Origin of the sequence: Micromonospora sp. CB01531 (assembly GCF_001905095.1) — a bacterium.
In the GTDB taxonomy this organism is placed as follows: Bacteria; Actinomycetota; Actinomycetes; order Mycobacteriales; family Micromonosporaceae; genus Micromonospora.
On the sequence record NZ_LWLS01000058.1, the window covers coordinates 1 to 16564 of the forward strand.

Sequence of the window (16564 nt, forward strand, 5' to 3'; positions counted from 1 at the left end):
TGGACAGCCCTTAACGAAGGGCCGAGGCTAGGTACACGTGTTGGTGGCCCCGGCCGGCATCGATGTTGATTTGGTCGAGCTGGGCCGCGGCAATCGACCATGTGACCGACGCGAGGACCGCTTGCCGCGTCGCCAGCGCCAACTGGTTCTTACGTGCGGGGGCGGGGCTGGTGACGGCCAGGGCGACAGAGTCGACCGCGAGGGCGCCTTGTTCCACGGCGCTTCTGAGGCCGCCACGGGCTACGTTGGTTGCGGTCATGCCCGACGGCGGGTTATCGAACTGTTCGGTTAGCTGGCGCATGGTCTGCTGCCATTGGTGGACCTGCGACGCCTCGGGCGTCCGTCCGGCGTCCGAGTCCTGCTTGATGGCGAGAAGGATTGGCGAGAGCTGGCCGCCTGTTTCGCGGGCCATCTCGGTGAGTTGGATGATCTGCTGGACGTCGCGCTTCGCGTTGGCTTCGCGCATCTGCACTATGCCCGCTTCGGTCGGGGTTGGCTGGCCCACGGCGAATCCGATCAGTCCGCCGACCAGGCCCACAGCCAATGCCGCCGTGGCAGCGCCCGCGCCCGTCTTTATCGTGGATCGCTGTTGTCGGGCAGGTGTGGCCAGGAGGTAGGAGGGTCTTCCGGTTCGACGGGACATGGGCATCCCTCGCATCGATGGTCGTTTGGCTTGGAGCGTAAGTCCTTCGGCCGCGCCCAGTCGATAGTTCTGTTCGCGGAATACAAACTTTCATCCGTTCACACGAAAGATGCCCGGGTGGGAGTCGGGCAGGACGCACATCAGTCGGGCGGCCAGGCGCGTTGGCGTGATCATCAGCCGGCACCACAGTGGCCGCTGGCGGGGTAGGCGTGGCTTCGCATGGCGGCGGCTGGTGCTCGTCGACCCTGGCAGGTCTGCTCCAGTCGGCAACCGATTTCCTTTAGCGGATGCCCTGGTGGTTGCGGCAGTGGCCAGTACTGCAGGACACCTGGCTCGACCTGCCGTCTTGTCACAGACTGATCACGACCGACCTAGGCGTAGTGACAGTCGATTTCATTAGCCGGATGATGCTCCTCGTTCGCCCTGCCTCCGCCGGGCGGTTGTTGTTCGAGGAGTCGCACGTGAGATCAGCAATCCCTGGACGCGGGCGGACCTTAGCGGCGCAGGCCGACCGTGGGGCTGTCCTTCGCCGCTCCGGGCCCTGCGTCACGTTCTGATCACTCAAGTATGCCTGCGTTGGATACCGGGAAAGGTGATCTCTCTGAGCACGACCGATTCTGCGCCCCCTGCGACGTCCGACGAGCAGCACCCGGACCCGCTATTGGGGACAGCGACGGAGCCCACACCGCCGACACGCGGCCGGGCGATCGGTTCTGTCGAGGTGCTGTGCGTGCTGCTCATCCTCGTCGGTGTCCTGAACCGGCAGATCGGCGGGCTGCTTGTCGATCCGCGGCTGCAGACCTGGCTGACGGTATTCGTGTCGGTAATGGTGCAGGCGGTGCCGTTCCTGGTCTTCGGGGTGGTGCTGTCGGCGGTCATCGCGGTGTTCGTGCCGCGCTCGTTCTGGGCCCGGGCGCTGCCCCGGCATCCGGCCCTCGCCGTACCGGTCGCGGGTGTCGCTGGGGTGGTGCTGCCTGGTTGTGAGTGCGGGTCAGTGCCGATCGCGGGATCGCTGATCCGACGTGGGGTCACGCCCGCTGCGGCGTTGGCATTCCTGTTGGCTGCTCCGGCGATCAACCCGATCGTGCTCACCGCGACCGCAGTGGCGTTTCCGGGTAACCCGGAGATGGTGGCGGCCCGCGGCGGCGCCAGTCTGCTGGTCGCCCTGTTCATCGGCTGGTTGTGGCTACGCCTGGGCCGGGCCGAGTGGATTCGCCTGCCGCATCGGGCGCACCTCGACGGGCTGCCGCGGATGGAGGCGTTCTGGGCCGCCTGCCGGCACGACATCATCCACGCCGGCGGGTTCCTCGTCGTCGGCGCGATGGCCGCGGCGACCATCAACGTGGCCGTTCCGCAGCAGTTCCTGCACGAGCTGGCCGCGCGGCCGGTGCTTTCGGTGCTTGCGCTGGCCGGGCTGGCGGTGCTGCTGTCGATCTGCTCCGAGGCGGACGCGTTCGTCGCCGCGTCGCTGTCGCAGTTCTCCCTGACCGCGCGCCTGGCGTTCCTCGTGGTCGGCCCGATGGTGGATCTGAAGCTCGTGTCGATGCAGGCCGGAGTGTTCGGGCGGCGGTTCGCTGTCCGGTTCGCGCCGGCGACCTTTGTCCTCGCCGTACTCGTCGCGGCCGCAGTCGGGATGGTGATCTGGTGAACCGGGGCGCTCAGGCCGTGGTGATGGTGTTCTTCGGTGGCGCGATCCTGCGCGCCACCATGGATGACGTCTACCTGCGCTACGTCAAGCAGGGTCTGCGGCCGTTCCTCATCGCCGCCGGCGTTCTGCTGGTCGCCGCTGCCGTGATGGCCCTACTGCACGAGTTCCGTGACCAACGCCGGACGAGCGCCCAGCCCGACGATGACGGGCACGGACATCATCACTCCGGGTCGGCGGCGGGTTGGCTGCTGCTGTTGCCCACTCTCGCGTTGCTCTTCGTCGCGCCGCCCGCCCTGGGCGCCGACACCGCAGCCCGCGCCGGCTCCGCCCTGACCAATAGCCGGCAGGAGGCCGACGATGGATCCAGGGGCGACTACAGTCCTTTCCCGCCGCTGCCGCCGGATGACCCGGTCAAGCTCACCCTCCTCGACTACGGCTCCCGCGCCGTCTACGGCGAGGGCAAAACGCTGCGCGACCGACAGATCCAGCTGACCGGCTTCATCGCCCCCGGCCCGGACGGCCAACCCCTGCTCGCTCGCATCATCCTGTCCTGCTGCGCTGCCGACGGCATACCCGTCAAGATCGGGCTGCGCGGCGACGTGCCCCGCGTGTCCACGGATACCTGGGTACAGGCGACTGGGCAGTGGATTCCGGAGACTGCCATCGACCCGGTCAACGGGTCCGACATCCCGTACATCCGATTGGACACCTGGCAGAAGATCGCACCACCCAAGGATCCGTACGAGTAGGGCCCGCCGGATCACCGGAAACACCTTGGCGCCCTGGCTGACGAGGGTGAGTCCGTCAGGCAGGGCGGACAGGCGGGTGCTTATCCAGATATCACCCGCCGGGCCCGTCGCCCACGACCCGCCTCACGGCCCCCGACCGCCCCAGTGGTGGACGGGTCGGGGGCCGTGGGTACGGGTGCTAGCCGACCTGAACGGTGTAGCTGACGGTGGGGCTGGCGACTCCGGAGCCGCCTTGCGTAGTGGCCTTGAACGTCAGGGTGTAGATGCCCAGTGCCGAGAACGCCCAGTTGCCGTGGGCGTGCGTGCCGGCGCTGATGTTGCCCGGCCAGACGGAGATCGGGCAGCCGGCGGCGGTGTTGGAGTTGAGCCGGTAGGTGGGGGTGCCGAAGGCGTTGGTGGTGTAGAGGGTGAATCGGCCGCCGGCGGGGGCGGACACGCTGACCAGTTCCATCTTGATCGGTCCCTGGTCCGCCGGCACGTCCTGGGTGTTCCAACCCGCCCACAGCAGGTTGGCGTTTTCGGCTTGCGGGGCGACGTACACGGTGGAGCCGGCCGCGCCGAGGCAGTTCCAGGCGGATCCGGTGGGCACCGTGATGGCGGAGCTCGACGGCAGCCGCAGGGTCGTGCCCACGGGGGACAGGTCGTCGTTGGCGGGGTTGTACGTCCTGATGTCGAGGGTAAGCGCCCCGTTGGCGTAGTCGATGTCGAGGACGTCGACGTGGCCGGTTTCGATAGTGGCGGCGGACGCCGGCGCGGCGGCCAGTCCGGTGACGGCGGCGGTGACGGCGACGATGACCGCCAGTAGCCGCTTGGTGAGCCTCATGGTTGAACTCTCCGTTCTATCCTGCGGAAGTCGGGTTGGAGTTGCGGGTCAGCACTGGACCTGAAAGGTGAGCCACACCGGTGCCGAGGTCACCCGTTCACCAGTGGCGGCGAGGATCCCGGTCGCTTCGACCTTGATGCGGTAGGTGCCGGCCTTCTCGAACGCCCAGTTGGCGTGCATGTGGGTGCCCACCGGTCTGGTGATCGAGTCGGGCAGGCCGTCCTCGCTGTCGACGAGCACGTTCGGCGCGCCGACCGGGTCGGTGGTGAACAGGCTGACCCCGTCCGGCCCGAGCGCGCGGGTGAACCTGATCTTGACGGTGTCGCCGCTGAAGACGCCCGCCGCCAGTTCCTCGGTGGCAAGGCCGGGCCACAACAGGTTCTCGTCCTGGACCTCGGGAAGGATGTGGACGGTGGCGCCGGGGGTGCCGAGGAATGCGTACCTCGGGTCGTCCGGCACGGTCACGGCCGCCTCGGGCTTGACGACGAACAGCACGTCGGCCGGGTCGCGTTCTACGTCCGGGTCGACGGTCTCGTCGTGGACCGAGATCTCGAGCGCGCCGTTGTCGAAGGCGACGTCAACCGCGTCGACGTGCCCTTGGGACAGCACCACGGTACTGGCCTGGGCGGGTGCGGCCCAGGTCAGTAGGCCGGCGGTCATCGCCGCGGTGACGGCGGTCAGTGCGGACATTCTGGCTCGCATGCAACTCCTCCTCATCCGCGACACCCCGTCGCGGCAGTTGGAAACGATATCCATTTTCATGCGACTGTCAATGACGTCATCTGATCGCCGACACGGGGGCGGGCGCGGACGCCCTGGCGGAGGTCGGGCTATGTGGAAGGTCCTGGTTGCATGCCGCCGGCCCAGGCGTCTCGACATGGCAGTGGGGACGTGCTAGCTTCCTCGCGAATCTGGAATCGGTTTTCATTTTAGATGACTTGGAGGGAGGGGGATGAGGACGAGAAGACCGAGGCGGCTTGCCGCTACCGCTGGGACGCTCATCGCACTCGTGAGCAGCCTGGTGACGACTGCCGCTGGCCCGGCTTCGGCCCAGGAGAGCGTGGTGCTGTCCGCAGGCCACGTCGACGCCGTCGATGTGCACTACAAGGACGGCCAGCTGGGGTTGAAGGTGCACGACGACACCGTGCAGCCGTCGGTCACCCGGGATCCGCGGGACGTGACGTTCCAGGCCCTGCCGCAGGCCGCAGTCGAGGTGCCGGACCTGCCGGAGTACGCGTTCCTCGGGCCCGCCGGCTCGACGGTGTGGCTGCTGCCGATGACACAGGACCCGAACCTGTTGTGGCCGGGGTGGAACACCACCAGGCTGCCGTCCGGGGTGTTCCGGGCTGAGAAGATCAGCCTGAGTCTGTTGGACGTCTCCGGGCCGGGCCGGGTCTCGGTGTTCATGACCGACCCGGTCGGCCAGCCGCTGATAAGGTTCCGCAGCGACGACGGACTACCGGACGCGATCGACGTGCCGGTCGGCACGCACGCACACGCCAACTGGGTGTTCGGGGCGCTGGGAAGCTACACGTTGACCTTCCGGGCGGACGCCACGCTCACGGACGGGCGGCAGGTGTCGACCGGTCCGGTGGCGTACCAGTTCGTGGTGGGCGACCTGCCGGATCCCAACCCGCAGGTCCAGCTGTCGATCCAGGGCCTCCAGTCGGCGTACGCTCCCGGGGCGACCGTGACGCTGACCGCTGTCCAGACTCCGGCCACCGACCTGAACCAGTACCGATGGTTCAGCAAGTGCCCGGGAGCGCAGGAGTTCACCGCCGTGCCGGGCGAGACCTCTGCCGCGTACTCGTTCACCGCCACCACACAGCTGGACAACTGCCAGTACCTCGTCCGGCTCTACGGCGACGGTGAGGTCCCGGTGGCGGAGAGCGGCCCGGTGGCCTTGACCGTCGAGAACGCCGGAACGCCGGCGTCGTCCCAGACGATCACGGTCACCATCGACGGGGCGCAGGGAGCGTTGGTGGTCAGCGTGAACCCCGACGACCGGACGGTGACGCTGCCGGTTGCCGGGTTGTCCACGACAGGTGACCGGTGGCAGAGCAACGGTGACCTGCGTCCGGTCACGGTGACCGATACCCGACCGGGTGCGCCCGGGTGGAACGTCGCCGGCCAGTTGAGTGACTTCACCGCCGGAGCTGCTCGAGCGGGCGGCAGGTACCTCGGCTGGACGCCCAGGGTGCTGGCCCAGGCGGACGGCCAGGGCGTCGTGGCGGGTCCGGCGGTGGCACCGGGCTTCGCGTCCGGCAACGGTCTGGCCGCGAGCAGCGTACTCGGCTCCGCGTCGGCCGGCGACGGACGCGGCACCGCCCGGCTCGGTGCCGGGCTGCGGCTGGAAATGCCGACGGACACCGTGGCGGGGCAGTACACCGCGACGTTGACCCTGACCGCTATCTGAGGCCCGTTCCATAGTCCCGGCAGCCGTGGCACGCCACGGCTGCCGAGACGACCTCCCGGCGCGGCCCCACCCCGTTCCTGCCCTCCTCATCCGGCGGACCGGACCTGAGCCCTCCCGGAACCTGTCTGCTCGACGCAAGAGGGCGAGAAGCCGATGACAGCCGATCCGTACACGCAATCCGGTGAATTCCTCGACGTGTTCAGCCGGGACGCCTGGCAGGCGCTGCGCCCTGCGGTCGTGGAGGCGATGCGTCACGCCGCACCAGGCCAGGAGCCGATCGTCGATGTGGGCGCCGGGACCGGGCTGGGCACCCTCCTCGTCGCGGAAGCGGTGCCAGACGTCGACATCATCGCGGTGGAACCGTCGCCGATCCTGCGTGCGGTACTGCTGGCCCGGGTGGCCGGTGACGAGGCGCTGCGGCGGCGGGTGACAGTCGTCGCCGCCGGTGTCGAGGACGTGCGGCTACCATCCCGCCTGGGCGGAGTACTGGCGATCAACATGCTCGGTCATCTGAGCCCACAGCGACGCCGCGTGTTCTGGAACGACCTACGGGCGCGGCTGGCGCCGTCCGCGCCGCTGATCGTGAACCTGCAACCACCCGCCGAGGTGACCACCGTGCCGCAAACCACCTTCGCATCGGTCCAGATCGGCCGGCACATCTACGAGGGCAGCGGCGCTGCCCGCCCCAGCGGCGAGAACACCGTCACATGGACGATGCGGTACCGCATCCTCGACCCCGGCGGTGCGGTCGAACGCGAGCTGGTCGCGGACTACCCATGGCACGTCATCACACCGGCGCAGGTGCTCGACGAGCTGACCGCCGCCGGATTCGCCGCCAGGCTGCGGGAACTGGACGTCGTGGTCGCCACCCCGCACACCTGACCGCAGTGAGGGAGGCCTGACGTGGGCGACAGCACAAGCGTGACGGACGCGATGCGGATCAAGGCGATCCTGGCCGGAGTGTGCGACCGCAGCGCCGCGACCTAACGACCACGTCGGCGTGGAGTTCTTCGATCCGATGGGACGTGAGCGGGTGCGCCGCGCTGAGCTGCGTCCCGGGCAGCGGCTACTCGACGTCGGCTGCGAACGCGGCGCAGTCCTCCTCCCGGCCGGCCGTTGGGCCCACCGGCAACGTCGTGGGCATAGACCTGGCTCCGGCGATGGTCGAGCTGACCCGAGCCGACGCGGCGGCGACCGGCCACACCCACCCACGGGTCGCGTCGCCGACGCCGAGGACCCACCGCTGCCCGAGGCCGCCTTCGACGTGGTGCTCGCCGGCGTCGTGGTGTTCCTGCTTCCCGCGCCCGTTGACGCGCTGCGCGCGACCGGCGCCTGCTCCCGCCCGACGGACGGCTCAGATTCACCACCTTCGCCGCCCACGACCCACTGTTCACCGAGACCCTGCGCACGCTGGCGCAGCACCTGCCAGAGGGGCAACGTCAGCCGGCGACAACCGGCAAGGAGCACCTGTATGCGACCCCGGAGTCGACCGCGACGCTGCTGGGCGCCGCCGGCTACTCCGAGGTCCGCGACGTTGACCATTGGCTGACCTGGGTCTGGTCGCACGGTGCCCGCGCGTTGCTGGAACGCATCCCGGGAGACCGGCTTCCCGCGGCGCTCGCCGACGCGATGCTGGTCCTGACCCGGGCGGTCGACCTGCTCCTGACCACCACCGTCCGATTTGCCTTCGGCGTGCCCGCCGAACGCTGATGTGCTACCCAGATGTCGCCACGTTCGTCATCGTGCTCACGACCGGGGCATTAGTCCTCGGCCACCTCCCGCCGTTGCCGGGCACGAGGGGGTCCAGTCCACCATTCTCGTGGCCCTCAACGGGTTCCGGCTTCCGCGCCGCGGCGCATGGCCGCGGCCCGCCTCGGACCCCGGGACCGTTCCTGTGCCGGCGGGCAACGCGGGGAACCCGGCGAACTGAACCGGCTGCGCTCAGTGCCGTCCATCCATCGGCCGCGAGCAGCCATCCGGTTACGAGACGGCTGCAGTCGCGCCCCGCGCGGCGGCGACGCCCGTTTCGTCATTCGGTCGCGTGTCCGCGGAGGGCTCGTGCCGGGCCGGGCGTCGCCAGCGTCTGACGAGCAGGCCGTGCCGTGGCGCGAGCAGCCACGCGGCGAGGAAGACGGCGGTGGCGACCAGGACGATCGTGCCGCCGACCGGTGTGTCGTAGCTCCACGACAGGTACAGCCCGACCAGTGCGGACGTGCCGCCGATCGCCGGGGCGAGCAGCATCATCACGCCGAGCCGGTCGGTGAGCAGCCGGGCGGCCGCAGCGGGGGTGATCAGCAGGGCCAGCACGAGGATGTTGCCGATGGTCTGCAGCGAGATCACCACGGCCAGGGTCACCAGCACGTAGAGCACGATGTCGAGCCAGAACACCGGCAGGCCCATCGAGCGAGCCATCTCCCGGTCCAGGCACACCGCGACGAACTCCTTGTGCAGCGCGAACACCAGGCTGAGGATGACCAGGCCGGAGACGCCCACCAGGTAGAGGTCCCGGTCCGGGATACCGGTGATCGAGCCGAACAGGAACTGTTGCAGCGAGCCGGAGTAGCCAGGCGCCTGCGAGATGATCACGATGCCCAGGGCGAACGCGGCGACCAGGAAGACGCCGATCACGGAGTCCTCCTTGACCCGCCGGTTCTGCGAGAAGATCGCGATCAGCAGGGCGGTCGCGACCCCGGCGACGGCGCCGCCGAGCACCAGGCTGCCCTGGAGGACGAAGGCGACGGCGAGGCCGGGGAAGACCGCGTGCGCCACGGCGTCGCCGATGAACGCCATTCCCCGCAGGACGACGTAACAGCCGACCACGCCGCACACGATGCTGGACATGACCGCGATCGCCAGTGCCTTGGGCAGGAACGCGAGGTCGGGGTTGAGCAGGTCGGTGACGAAATCGGTGATGGACACTAGGCCACCTTCACGAGCTTGAGGAGCGGGGAGGTCTCACGGACACCGAAGGTGCGCATCCACACCTCGGCGTCCTGCAGGTCCTCGGGGCGCCCGTCGGCGATGACCTGGCCGTTGAGCAGGACCAGCCGGGTGCAGGATTCCATCGCCGCGACCAGGTCGTGGGTGGTCATCAGCACCGCGCGGCCCTCTTGGGCGAGGCTGGCGAACAGGTCGCTCAGCAGTTCCTGGGTGGGCATATCCAAGCCGGTGAACGGCTCGTCGAGCAGCAGGATGCTCGGTGCCAACGCGAGGGCGCGAGCGACCAAGACGCGCTGGCGTTGCCCGCCGGAGAGTTCCGCGACGGGGCGGCCGCGCAGCTCGGACAACTGCACCCGGTCCAGCGCGTCGCCCACCGCCCGCCAGTCGGCCACGCCGGGGCGGCGGAGCAGGCCGATCCGACCGGTCCGGCCACTGAGCACCGTCTGCTCGACGGAGATGGGGAAGTCCCAGGTGAACTCGTGGCGCTGGGGGACGTAGCCGATCGCCGACCGGCCGGGCCGGGAAGGCTTGCCCTCGACCAGCACCCGGCCGCCCCTGGTGCGGATCAGCGCCAGGATGGCGCGCAGCAGAGTGGTCTTCCCGGCGCCGTTGGGGCCGAGCAGCCCCACCAGTTCCCCGCGGTCGAGGCGCAGCCGCACGTCGCGCAGTACCGGCCGGCCGCCGAGGTCCACGTCCAGGTCTTCGATGTCCAGCGCTCTCACGGCTGACCACCCGACGGTGACGTGCTGCGCTCCCGTTCGGCCCGGCGCTTCGCGCCGCGCCCGCGCAGCAGGACCACGACCAGACCGGCAGCGAGCAGGACCCCGGTGGCGGCCAGCGCGACGACAACCGGCGCAGGGGAGCCGCCGTCGGGCTTCCGGTCCGCGCCGGACGCCGCCTCGCCGACCAGCGTCGGGCCCGCGTCTGCGCTGGCCGCGAAGGCTGCGTCGGGACTGGTCGCCTCGCCGACCGCGAAGCGCAGCGTCCGGGTGGCGGAGACCTTTTCGCCGCTGATCAGGTCGGCCGACACTTGTACGGTGACCAGGTACACGCCGGGTTCGGAGAAGACCCAGTTGGCGTGGGTGTGGGTGTTGACCTCGACCCAGAACGGCTGGGCTGACGGCTGCGCGGAGCGCCACAGCACCTGCGGGGCGGCGAAGTTGCCGGACTGGAGGAACGTCGTCAGCGTGCCCGGCCCGCGTACGCCGAGCAGGTTCAGCGTGGCACCGCGGTCGATGGTCTGCATCACCTGTGGGTCCTGGGTGTTCCAGCCGATCCAGACCACGTCCTGGTTCTGGACCTGCGGCACCACGTGGACCCGTTTGCCCGCGTCGATGCCGAGGAAGGCGTACGCCGGATCGTCGGGGACGGGCTGCAGTGCGGCGTCGGAGACCCGTAACACGGTTTCGTCGGGGCTGCGCCACACCGGCTGCGCCTTGGTGCCGTCGTGGACGAGCAGCGTCCACCGGCCGTCGACGTAGCGGGGTCCGAGGTCCACGTGCCCGGCGCTGAGCACGGTCCGGCCGGTGGCGATGGGCTGGTCCGCCGCGATCGACTGACTCGGCCCCGGCGCCGGCTGCCCGGCCACCGCGGGCGTCTGCGTCACCACCAGCGCGACCACGGTCACGGCCACCCACCGGCTGACTGCCGTCGTCGCTCGCACCGCGCGCCGACGCGCGCGTCCTGCTGTCACTTGTTCCTCCCTTGGGCCGCGCCGGTCAGGCAATCGCGCAGTGACTGGGCGTTGAACCGCATCATGTCCGTGTAGTTGGTGACTTTGCCGTCGAAGGTGTCGCCGTAGATGGGGCAGACCCGCAGCCGCTCTTCCCGGGCCACCTCGGTCAGCGTGGTGGAACGGGCCGCCAGGTTCGGTTCCAGGAACACGGCGGAGATCGCGAGGTTGCGGATCGTCTCGGTGAGCCGGCGCCGGTCGGCGAGGCTCGGCTCGGTGGCCGGGTTCGCGGTGACGAAGCCGGAGATCTGGATGCCGTATGCCTGGCCCAGGTAGCCGAACGCGTCGTGCGTGGTGACCAGGTGCCGCCGCGACGGCGGGATCTGGGCGATGGTGTCGCGGACGTAGCTGTCCAGCCGTTCGAGTTCCCCGATGTAGGCGGCGGCGTTGGACCGGTACGTCGCCGCGCCTCGCGGGTCCACCCCGATCAGCGTGTCGCGGATCAACTCTACGTAGGAGATCGCATTGCGGACGTTCTGCCACAGGTGCGGGTCGATCTCGCCGTGCACGTGCTTGCCGAGAACGGCCTGCGGCAACTGGTAGACCTGCGTGCCGGGCCGGCCGAGGAACCGGAACCTGCGATCACCGGGCACCTCCAGCAGCGCCTTGTTCTGCACCTCGATCACCGTGCGGGCCGGGTCGTACACCCGCTGGTTCGCCTCGCCGCTGCCCTCCGGATCGGCGAACAGGTACAGCCGCCCCTGGTCGATGTCCGCGGTGAGGTCGGCGTGTCCGGAGTTCAACACCGCCGCGCCCGCCATGCCCGGTACCGAGTACGGATCCACTCCCACGGCGAAGGTGAACGTCTGCGCACCGAGCGGGATGGGCGCCGCCTGCGGGGTGACCGCGAGTTGTGCCCGCATCGTCAGTCGATAGACCCCCGGCTTGGTGAACGCCCAGCTCATGTGGGTGTGCGCGTCCGGTGGCAGGCGGGCGGTGTCGTCCCGGTAGCCGTTGGCGGGGTCGAACCCGTCGGCGGAGTCGACGTAGAACGACGGATTGCCGAACGACTCGGTCAGGTAGGCGACCATGCTGCCCGGACCCTGCGCGGCGGTGGCGCTGAGCAGGACGTCGGAGGAGCGGTTCGCGCCCTGCGCCGCGCCGGTGCCGCGGACCCGCATGCCCAGCCAGATGGTGTCCAGTGACACGTCCTCGACCAGCGGGATGATCTCCGCCGCGTACTTCACCGCTCCCTCGGCCAGCGAGATGTTCGGTACGCCGTCGCGCAGGTTCGCGTCCAGCGCCTTGATGACGGCCTGTTCCTCCAGCAGTAGGTAGTTGCTGAACGCGACGTCGGCGTAGACGACGTTGCGCACGTCCCGTAGCGACGGCTCGTAGCTGTGCGGATCGGCGCCGTCCGGTACCAGCGAACTGACTCGTACCCGATCACCGCCGACCCGGCTCGCCAGGTCCCGCAGGATCCCGGTGGTCGTGACGACCTGGACCCGCTCGTCGTGCGCGCTCAACGCCACCTCGGAGCGGCAGCCGGCGGTCAATGGGGCGATCAGCAGCGGCAACACCAGTGCCCGCCCCCAAGGGCCGGTCCGGTGGGGCCAGGCACGGGAAGTTCCCGAACCGACAACAGACACCTGCGTCCTCCTCCGCACGCCTACCGGGCGTTGGCGGCGGGAGCCGCCGCCCGGCCGCGACGACGACCGGCGAACCGCAGCAGCGCCCCCGCCAGCACGAGCAGGAGCCCGCCGGCCCCGACTGGAATGACCCAGGACTCTCCGGTACGAGGCAACCGGCCGGCGCCACCGGAATCGCCGTCACCCCCGGAGTGGCCGTCCCCGCCGGTGCCGGATCCGCCGCCGAAGCCGGAGCTCGGGTCGGTGCTGTCACCCACCGCGATGGTCAGCGTCCTGCTGTCGGTGACCGCCCGGCCGGCGGTAGTGGCGGCGCTCATCTGGACATCCAGCCGATACAGGCCGGGTTTGCTGAAGGCCCAGTTGCCGTGGGCGTGCGTGTTCGGCGGGATGGCCAGCCGCTGCGGGAGGCTCTTGGCCGAGTCGAACAGGACGTCGGCGTTGCCGAACGATCCGGTCAGGAAGAGCGTGAAGCGCCCCGGACCGTCCACGCCGGTGAGGGTCCAGGTCACGTTGCCCCGGGTGCCGGTGACGACCGACTCGTGCTGGGTGTTCCAGCCGGGCCAGACAATCCCGGCCTGCTGCGCCTGCGGCAGCAACCAGATCGTCTCTCCCCGCTTGCCGAGGAAGTCCGCCCCGGCCGGCACCGTTGTTTTGGCGTTGTCCTTGACGTGCAGGACCACGTCGGCGAGTTCTCGCCACACGGGTGGGGTGGCGATGTCGTCCCGGACGCGGATCCGCAAGTCACCGCCGGACAGCTGTGGCCCCATGTCGACGTGCCCGTCGGAGATCACCCGGCGTGCGCCGGCGGCCGCGGACCTGACCTCGGCAGTATTCCTGGGCGCAGGTGGCGAGGTCGCCGACGTCGCCGCCGGTGCGGCCTGGGGGCTGCCGGTGATCTTCTTGGCGAGCGCCTGCGGCGGGGAAGGCGCTTCGACCGGAGCGGCTGGGGCGGGTGGCGGTGCCGCTGGCCCCGGCTGGATGGGCGGGACCGTGACTCGGTAGGTCGCCTCGGTGGTGACGAACCGCCCCGTCGCCAACGTCGTCGACGCTTCGAGGATCAGCCGATAGTCCCCGGCGGCGTCGAAAGCCCACACCACTGGAGTGCGGGTCGCGGCCGGCAGCGCGACGTGCCGCGCGTTCGTGCTGAGCAGCGGTTTCGGTGTGCCCAGGCTGGACAGGGTGTAGGCGGTGAAGTTCCCGGGCCCCTGCGTCGAGGTCAGGGACAGGGTCACCGCGTCCCCGCGGACCGCGTCCCGCCTCACCCCGGTGGTGTCGAGCGTGGGTAGGCCGATATCCCCGGCAGTGAGTGACCAGACCTCCTTGCCTGGGGCGCCGAGGAACCGGAACGCGGCGTTCTGGGGTACCCGCACGGCTACCCCGCCATCCGGGCCGAGCGTTACGTCGGCCGGGTCGTGCCCGGCTGACTGTCGGGCCACCTGGGCGGCGTCGCGGACGCGCAGCCGCAGCGCGCCGTCGTCAATAGACAGGGACACCAGATCCGCCCCGGCGGCGTCGACCGACACTGGGGTGGCGCCGGCCGGTACAGCACCGGCGGTCAGCGCCAGTACGGCCAGGGCGAACCCGGCCGCACCGGCGCGCACACGTGCCGTTCTCATCATTCTCCCTACCTCGAATCGTCGGCTGTTGGCATTGCGGCCACCCGGGTCGCGCGGGCGGGCTTGGTCACGCCTTGCTCCCGCGGGTGGAGGTGGGCGCTGGTGGTGCGCCGCCGGGACTCTGCCCGTTTCCGTGCGGCCAGGCGCCGGTGGCGGTGGCGTCTCGGGGCGGTGCGGTCGATGACGCTGTTGTCGTGGCTGCCTCGGCGCGACCCTGCTCGCGAGCGGCGGCGAGGGCTTGTTCCAGGTCCCGGGCTGCCCGCCGCCGCCGGCGGCGACGGATCGTCACGAAGGCGCAGATCGCACCGGCGACCAGGACCAGTAGCAGCAGCTGGGGCCATGGCACCGCCCAGACGGTCACGGCGTGGGACGCGGTGCCCGGAGGCGGGTCGAGCGCTTGACCGTCCGCAGCTGTCGGTGTGACCGCGGTGGTGACGGTCAGCTGGAACAGTGGCGGGACCCGGGAGAGCCGTATGGTGGCCCGCACCGCGTGTCCGGGCAGGATCTCCGGCAGAGCCTCGCCGGAGGCAGCCCCGGCGTTCAGGCCCAGCGGTCCGGCGGCGCGTGCCGTTGTCCGACCGGCGAGCCGGATGTTGCCGGTGTTGCGAACGGTGGCCGTGGCGGTGACCTCGCCGCCGGCGAACGGGTGGAGTGAACCGCGGTGGTGGACCCGCACGTCTTCCAGGGCCAGTGCCGGCCGGAGTTCGCCGGTGACCCGCAGGTAGATGCGGGTGCCGACGCGGTGGTCGACCGCCACCTGGTTGCCCCGGGCGTCGGTGGTCGTGCTGGTGAGAGAGGCCACGATACCGCCCGCGTGATCACCCGGGGTGGCGTTGCTCGGCACGGTCACGGTGAACGGCAGGTCCACTCGGGAGCTCGACGGGATGGTCAGTGTCCGGGCGGTGAGACTGACCCAGGAACCCACGTCGACCGGTTGCTGCGCCGCGGGTAACAGGTCGAAGCCACCCTGCGGTGTGGTGACGGCGTCGCTGGCGTAGACGCGCAGGGTGACGGGGCGCGCGGAGTGGTTCGTGACGGCGACGTAGTCGGTCAACCTGGCGCCGGGATCAAGCTTGTACGCGAACCTCGCACGTCCGTTAGGCCCCTTCGGGCTCGACGGGCTGACTCCCCAGGTGACGGCCGCCGATTCGGCAGCGGCAGGAGCGCCGCCACCGGGTGGTGGGGTGGGCACCGGTCCCGGTACGGCTGCCGGCGGGGCGATGCCGAGCAGGACCAGGGCGGGGACAGTAAGGAGTGAACGCATAGGAGAGGCCGCAGGTCCGTTTCAGGTCGAGATGTGGCACGAGTGGGACAGGTCATGGCGGCGAACCAGGAGCCCCGTCAGGTCCGCCGAGTTCGGACACCGCCGCGACGGCGCCACCCGGGCGAGGGATGGGACACCATCGCCAGCCGCAGCCTCCCAGCAAATGAAAACCGTTGTCAAGTCGATGGCCGGATGCAAGTTGCCCTGACGATTGCCGGAAGGCCAACGTGTTCCTGGTCTGGCGGCGCCCGCCTCTCCGGCGAGTCGTCGCTGCGGTTACGCGGAGGCCTCGCGGCGATGGCCGGAGCATCCGATGAGCGCCTTACTGAGTGGCCCGACGTCGACGCCAGGTGCATAGGCGGCCGGCGCTCGCGCTGACGCCTCCAGCGGCTGCTCGACCCCGTCGCGCCTGCGTCATCTCGTACTGCGGGACGCGCGCCGGCGCGCTGACGTCCAGGTAATCCCCGGAACCCAGGTCCGCTGGCGAGAACCTAAACGAAGACCGTTATCGTTTGCGGGTGTTGTCAAACCTCGACCAGTGAAGGAGACCTGCCCTGGCCGTATCGAAGCGGAAGATTCGAGATCGAATAGCCGCCACCGCCGGGCGCAACCGAGGAGTACGGCATCTCCAGCATCGTGTTCCGCGACCACCGGCCGTTCCACCCGCAGCGGCTGTGGGACCTGCTGGCCGGCGGCCTGGACGCCTTCGGCGTGGTGCGCTCCAAGGGGTTCCTGTGGCTGGCCAGCTGCCCGGACGTGCAGGCCCTGTGGTCCCAGGCGGGCCCGTCGGGACGGTGTGATTCGGTCGCCGTACCGGTCGCGGTGTCCGGGGAATGGCCAGACGACCCCGACGAGCGGACCGAGCTGGAGTCCCGCTGGCACCCAGTCTTCGGCGACCGGCAGCAGGAACTGGTGCTCATCGGAGTGGGCCTGGACAGCAAAGGCCTGCGGAACGCACTGGGCGCCTGCCTGCTGACCGACAGGGAGATCACCGCCGGGGAGGACGCCTGACGAACCCTGCCCGACCCGTTCTCCCAAATGGGACCTCGGCGATTTGCACGACCACGACCACCCGGATCCGGTCCCGGCTCCGGTTTGACGATGCCGACCAACCTCACCCCAGACGACGTAGCCCGATGGCGGC

14 protein-coding genes and 1 pseudogene are annotated in these 16564 nt (G+C 70.0%); 6 read left to right on the forward strand and 9 right to left on the reverse strand.

Annotation, left to right across the window (positions count from 1 at the left end; all coding sequences use genetic code 11):
- Window positions 1–10 precede the first annotated feature (10 nt).
- Complete coding sequence (locus tag A6A27_RS09775; protein ID WP_241825194.1) at window positions 11–538, reverse strand: hypothetical protein; 528 nt, start codon at window positions 536–538, stop codon at window positions 11–13.
- A gap of 706 nt (window positions 539–1244) precedes the next feature.
- Here A6A27_RS09775 and A6A27_RS09785 point away from each other — a divergent pair.
- Both A6A27_RS09785 and A6A27_RS09790 read left to right on the forward strand, forming a co-directional pair.
- A complete protein-coding gene (locus A6A27_RS09785; RefSeq protein ID WP_443189963.1) occupies window positions 1245–2291 on the forward strand; it encodes a permease in 1047 nt (348 codons plus the stop codon).
- The gene (locus A6A27_RS09790) at window positions 2288–3040 is read left to right on the forward strand and encodes a TIGR03943 family putative permease subunit (protein WP_073834244.1); all 753 of its coding nucleotides are present in this window, start codon (window positions 2288–2290) and stop codon (window positions 3038–3040) included. Before A6A27_RS09785 ends, A6A27_RS09790 begins: the two co-directional genes overlap by 4 nt.
- A gap of 178 nt (window positions 3041–3218) precedes the next feature.
- Here the strand turns inward: A6A27_RS09790 and A6A27_RS09795 are convergent, their stop codons facing one another.
- Together A6A27_RS09795 and A6A27_RS09800 are read right to left on the reverse strand one after the other, a co-directional pair.
- Window positions 3219–3863, reverse strand: coding sequence for a choice-of-anchor M domain-containing protein (locus A6A27_RS09795; protein ID WP_073834245.1), 645 nt, complete (start codon window positions 3861–3863; stop codon window positions 3219–3221).
- A gap of 48 nt (window positions 3864–3911) precedes the next feature.
- Complete coding sequence (locus A6A27_RS09800) at window positions 3912–4565, reverse strand: choice-of-anchor M domain-containing protein (protein ID WP_073834246.1); 654 nt, start codon at window positions 4563–4565, stop codon at window positions 3912–3914.
- 250 nt (window positions 4566–4815) lie between these two features.
- On the opposite strand from A6A27_RS09800, the gene A6A27_RS09805 reads away from it, so the two are divergent.
- The 3 genes from A6A27_RS09805 to A6A27_RS46795 all read left to right on the forward strand — a co-directional run bounded on the left by A6A27_RS09805 (window position 4816) and on the right by A6A27_RS46795 (window position 7989).
- Complete coding sequence (locus A6A27_RS09805; protein WP_073834247.1) at window positions 4816–6279, forward strand: choice-of-anchor M domain-containing protein; 1464 nt, start codon at window positions 4816–4818, stop codon at window positions 6277–6279.
- A gap of 153 nt (window positions 6280–6432) precedes the next feature.
- Window positions 6433–7161, forward strand: coding sequence for a class I SAM-dependent methyltransferase (locus A6A27_RS09810; RefSeq protein ID WP_073834248.1), 729 nt, complete (start codon window positions 6433–6435; stop codon window positions 7159–7161).
- A 696-nt stretch (window positions 7162–7857) separates the two neighbouring features.
- Complete coding sequence (locus A6A27_RS46795; protein WP_274534540.1) at window positions 7858–7989, forward strand: hypothetical protein; 132 nt, start codon at window positions 7858–7860, stop codon at window positions 7987–7989.
- 270 nt (window positions 7990–8259) lie between these two features.
- Here A6A27_RS46795 and A6A27_RS09820 read toward each other — a convergent pair whose 3' ends face one another.
- From A6A27_RS09820 to A6A27_RS09845, 6 genes are all read right to left on the reverse strand, one after another.
- Window positions 8260–9198 carry an anchored repeat-type ABC transporter permease subunit gene (locus tag A6A27_RS09820; protein ID WP_073834249.1) on the reverse strand — a complete coding sequence of 313 codons (939 nt, stop codon included), beginning with the start codon at window positions 9196–9198 and terminating at the stop codon, window positions 8260–8262.
- The gene (locus A6A27_RS09825) at window positions 9198–9911 is read right to left on the reverse strand and encodes an anchored repeat-type ABC transporter ATP-binding subunit (protein ID WP_443189964.1); all 714 of its coding nucleotides are present in this window, start codon (window positions 9909–9911) and stop codon (window positions 9198–9200) included. Before A6A27_RS09825 ends, A6A27_RS09820 begins: the two co-directional genes overlap by 1 nt.
- A gap of 26 nt (window positions 9912–9937) precedes the next feature.
- Window positions 9938–10852: a choice-of-anchor M domain-containing protein gene (locus A6A27_RS09830; RefSeq protein ID WP_443189965.1), complete on the reverse strand. Its 915-nt coding sequence runs from the start codon at window positions 10850–10852 to the stop codon at window positions 9938–9940.
- A gap of 56 nt (window positions 10853–10908) precedes the next feature.
- Window positions 10909–12540, reverse strand: a complete 1632-nt coding sequence (locus A6A27_RS09835; protein WP_073834252.1) for an anchored repeat ABC transporter, substrate-binding protein — start codon at window positions 12538–12540, stop codon at window positions 10909–10911.
- 20 nt (window positions 12541–12560) lie between these two features.
- The gene (locus A6A27_RS09840; protein WP_241825196.1) at window positions 12561–14156 is read right to left on the reverse strand and encodes a TIGR03773 family transporter-associated surface protein; all 1596 of its coding nucleotides are present in this window, start codon (window positions 14154–14156) and stop codon (window positions 12561–12563) included.
- A 67-nt stretch (window positions 14157–14223) separates the two neighbouring features.
- Entirely contained in the window at window positions 14224–15420 is a 1197-nt protein-coding gene (locus A6A27_RS09845; protein WP_083672526.1) for a WxL protein peptidoglycan domain-containing protein, read from the reverse strand.
- Window positions 15421–16029: 609 nt separating this feature from the next.
- On the opposite strand from A6A27_RS09845, the pseudogene A6A27_RS09850 reads away from it, so the two are divergent.
- Window positions 16030–16519: pseudogene (locus tag A6A27_RS09850) on the forward strand (GTP-binding protein); the annotation flags it as partial.
- Between the last annotated feature and the right edge of the window lie 45 nt (window positions 16520–16564).

What these genes read in the sequence shown, in the direction of transcription:
- A6A27_RS09810 (WP_073834248.1), top strand. Translation starts at nt 6,433, where the DNA reads ATGACAGCCGATCCGTACACGCAATCCGGTGAATTCCTCGACGTGTTC.
- A6A27_RS09795 (WP_073834245.1), bottom strand. Translation starts at nt 3,863, where the DNA reads ATGAGGCTCACCAAGCGGCTACTGGCGGTCATCGTCGCCGTCACCGCC.
- A6A27_RS09800 (WP_073834246.1), bottom strand. Translation starts at nt 4,565, where the DNA reads ATGCGAGCCAGAATGTCCGCACTGACCGCCGTCACCGCGGCGATGACC.
- A6A27_RS09845 (WP_083672526.1), bottom strand. Translation starts at nt 15,420, where the DNA reads ATGCGTTCACTCCTTACTGTCCCCGCCCTGGTCCTGCTCGGCATCGCC.
- A6A27_RS09805 (WP_073834247.1), top strand. Translation starts at nt 4,816, where the DNA reads ATGAGGACGAGAAGACCGAGGCGGCTTGCCGCTACCGCTGGGACGCTC.
- A6A27_RS09840 (WP_241825196.1), bottom strand. Translation starts at nt 14,156, where the DNA reads ATGAGAACGGCACGTGTGCGCGCCGGTGCGGCCGGGTTCGCCCTGGCC.